This window comes from Nocardiopsis listeri, from assembly GCF_020741345.1.
GTDB lineage: Bacteria > Actinomycetota > Actinomycetes > Streptosporangiales > Streptosporangiaceae > Nocardiopsis > Nocardiopsis listeri_A.
Window position 1 is genome coordinate 1 of record NZ_DYZD01000017.1, and the last position, 3,301, is coordinate 3,301.

Consider the following 3,301-nt stretch of genomic DNA (forward strand, 5'->3'; position numbering starts at 1 on the left):
GACCTCGTGGATACCGGTGTGCCCTTCGTTGAACTTCTCTCGGTCACCGCCCGGGAGGGTGTCGTGCGCGATCGCGACCCCGTCCTGGTCGGGAGCGTCGGCGTAGTCCTGCGGGAACGTGGAGAAGCCCAGCAGGCCGCTGCCCAGGTCCGCCGTGTAGATGTTCAGGGTCTCGGGGCCGCCCCGGCGCAGTTCGGCGCGGATCTCGTCGCGCTGCTCTCCGAAGTCGCGGAACCAGGTGTCGTTCTCGGTCCGGGTGACGTCGGCGAGTTCGAAGCGGAACCCGGTGTCGGCGCCCTCCGAGCCCTTCGCGTACTCGCCCTGGTAGGCGCGGTTGAGCACGTCCACCTGGTCGTCGATGCGCTCGTCGGAGATCTCACCACTGCCGTCGCTCGCGGAGATCACGTGCATGACCACGGGCACGGTGTACGGCGCGGCGGCCTCGTGGCCGCGGATCCGCTCCATGGCCTGTCGGAGGTCGTCTTCGTACTCGGCGGCCTGTTCCGGGGTGACCGCCACGCTGTCGGCGGGGCCGGCGGTCGGGTCGGCGACCCTGCGCTCGGCCTCCGAGGCCGGTTCCGCACCGGGTGGGCAATACGGCTCGTTCGCCGAGGTGGCGGCCCAGGCGTGCGCCGGAGCCGCCACCTCCTGGGTGGTCGGCTCCGGCGGAGTCCCCACTACCAGGCCGGTCAGCGTGAACGCGCAAAGGGACAGTCCGGACCAGAGCGCGGCTGTGCCGCCGCGAGAGCTTCGTCGAATCATCTCACGGACTGTAGCCATTGCGTCGCCCGCAGTTTGTCCGCCTTGCGCGGCGTTGCGAAGTATTTGCCCGATTCGGTCGGTCGGTGACTATTTCTGCCCGACGGCCCAGGCCCGCAGCTTGGCGATACGTTCCTGGATCTGGTCCGGGGTGGCCTGCGCGACGGGCGGCCCACCACAGGCGCGCCGCAGTTCGTTGTGGATGGCGCCGTGCGGTTTGCCGGTCCGGTGGTGCCATGCGCCCACCAGACCGCTGAGTTCGCGGCGCAGATCGGCCAGGACCTGGTGGGTGGGCCCCTTGGGCTCCTCCGGTTCCTGCTGCTTGCCCTTGGCCTTGAGCTCGCTCGCCTTCAGGTCCGCCTTGCGCTTGCGCAACAGCTGCGAGACCTGGTCGGGGTCGAGCAGTCCGGGCAGCCCGAGGAAGTCCTCCTCCTCGCTGGACCCCGCGGCCCCACCCCCGTACTCCAGACCGTCGTACAGGGCACGGTCGAACTCGGCGGCGGACTCCATCGTCTCGAACGGGAGCTCCTCCCCCGCGTCCGGCGAGTCCTTCTTCTTGTTGGCCTCCCGGAGCAGGTCCTCCTCCGGGTACTCGTCGTCACCGGGCGTCTTGTCCAGGACGTGGTCGCGTTCGCGCTCCATCTCGCCCGCGTACTCCAACAGCGTGGGCACCGACGGCAGGAACACCGACGCCACCTCACCACGTTTGCGGACCCGCACGAAACGTCCGATGGCCTGCGCGAAGAACAGGGGGGTACTGGTGGAGGTGGCGTACACGCCCACCATCAGCCGGGGCACGTCCACACCTTCGGAGACCATGCGCACCGCGACCATCCAACGGTCGTCGCCGGCGGCGAACCGGGAGATCTTCTTGGAGGCCGTGGGGTCGTCGGAGAGCACCACGGTGGCACCCTTGCCGGTGATCTGCCGCAGGATCCGCGAATAGGCGCGGGCGTTCTCGTGGTCGCTGGCGATGACCAGCGCGCCGGCGTCCGGGTGGGTCTTTCGCACCTCGGTCAGGCGCCGGTCGGCTGCCTGCAGGACCTTCTTGATCCAGTCGCCCTTGGGGTCGAGCGCGGCCCGCCAGGCCTGGGAGAGCGCGTCCTGGGTGAGCGGTTCGCCCAGGCGCGCGGCGAGCTCGTCACCGGCCTTGGTCCGCCAGCGCATCTCACCGGAATAGGCCATGAAGATGACCGGGCGCACCACGCCGTCCTCCAGCGCGGGCGCGTAACCGTAGCTGTAGTCCCACGAGCAACGCCTGACCCCGGCACCGTCCTGAACGTAGTCCACGAACGGGATGGGGTTGATGTCGGAGCGGAACGGGGTGCCGGTCAACGACAGCCGTCGGGTGGCCGGATCGAAGGCCTCTCGCACCGCCTCGCCCCAGGACAGGGCGTCGCCGGCGTGGTGGACCTCGTCGAAGATCACCAGGGTCTTGCGCGACTCGGTGCGGTTGCGGTGCAGCATCGGGTGCGCGGCCACCTGCGCGTAGGTGACGGCCGCGCCGAGGTACTGCCGTCCCAGCGCGCCCTGTCCGTTCCTGAACTCGGGGTCGATGGGGATCCCGAACCGCGCCGCGGCCTCCGCCCACTGCTTCTTGAGGTGCTCGGTGGGGCAGACGATGGTGATCGAACGCACGGCGTGCCGCTGGAGGAGCTCACTGGCCAGGGTGAGAGCGAAGGTGGTCTTGCCCGCGCCGGGGGTGGCCACCGCGAGGAAGTCGCGCGGCTGCCTGCGGAAGTACTCCTCGAAGGCCTCCCTCTGCCAGGCCCGAAGGCCGCTCAGGCGATCCTCTTGCGAGGTCTGCGTCACCGTCATTCGTCTCGTCCCCCGTTGCTCACCTGCTCGAGGTTAGTGGTTACCCGGTCCCGAAGACGGAGCCCCGGCAGTGGTGCCGCGCACAACGGCCCACCGATCCACCACCTCACGACGGGCGGCACGGTGCCCGTGCACCGCGCCGCCCTGTTGTTCCTCTTCAGCGTCGAAACCGCTGTCGTCCCTGGTGTCCTAGACGCCGCCCTCTTCGGCTTCCGGGTCGGCCTCGGGAGCGCCCCCCGGTTCACCACCGGTCGATTCGGCGTCCTCACCGGGCGCGCCGGCGGGGGCCTCCTCACCCCCGATGTCGGACGTGTCCACGGCGCCGTCGTTGAACGGCATGTGGGGGGAGATCGCGGGGAAGGCGAAGAACCACAGCAGCGCGGCGCCGCCCGCGAGCAGGCCGACCGCCATGATGAACTTCGACGCCCATGGTCCCGGCAGGATGCGCCAGATCAGGCCGTACATTCGTGAACCCTCCCTAGGCTTCCGGCGCCATGTGCGCGATGGACTCCGGCATTCCCTCGGACTTGGGCGTGGTCTCGGCCAGTTCCGCCCAGACGATGAGTCGGTGTGTGTTGTTGAGCTTGGGCGCGCAGGTGGTGAGGGTGAGCAGCGCGCGTCCGGGCTCCTCCTCCGAGGCCTCCTCGAAGGGGTCGGGGGTGACCACCCAGAAGTCCTCGGGCAACACGGTCTCCTCGCGGAAGACCTCGTAGGTGTAGAAGTT

Annotated in this window: 4 protein-coding genes; all 4 read right to left on the reverse strand. The window is 69.5% G+C overall.

Translation table 11 applies throughout. From position 1 onward, the window contains the following. Positions 1-762 (reverse strand): zinc metalloprotease (locus K8V84_RS00690; RefSeq protein WP_304069191.1); only part of this gene is annotated, 762 nt, incomplete at its 3' end. Between the two features lie 87 nt (positions 763-849). Beyond that, positions 850-2,577 carry a DEAD/DEAH box helicase gene (locus K8V84_RS00695; RefSeq protein ID WP_304069192.1) on the reverse strand — a complete coding sequence of 576 codons (1,728 nt, stop codon included), beginning with the start codon at positions 2,575-2,577 and terminating at the stop codon, positions 850-852. Positions 2,578-2,766: 189 nt separating this feature from the next. Then, on the reverse strand, positions 2,767-3,042 hold the full coding sequence (locus K8V84_RS00700) for a hypothetical protein (RefSeq protein WP_304069193.1): 276 nt from the start codon (positions 3,040-3,042) through the stop codon (positions 2,767-2,769). 13 nt (positions 3,043-3,055) lie between these two features. Next, positions 3,056-3,301, reverse strand: a 246-nt coding sequence (locus K8V84_RS00705; RefSeq protein ID WP_304069194.1) for a sortase domain-bontaining protein, incomplete at its 5' end; no start/stop codon positions are given.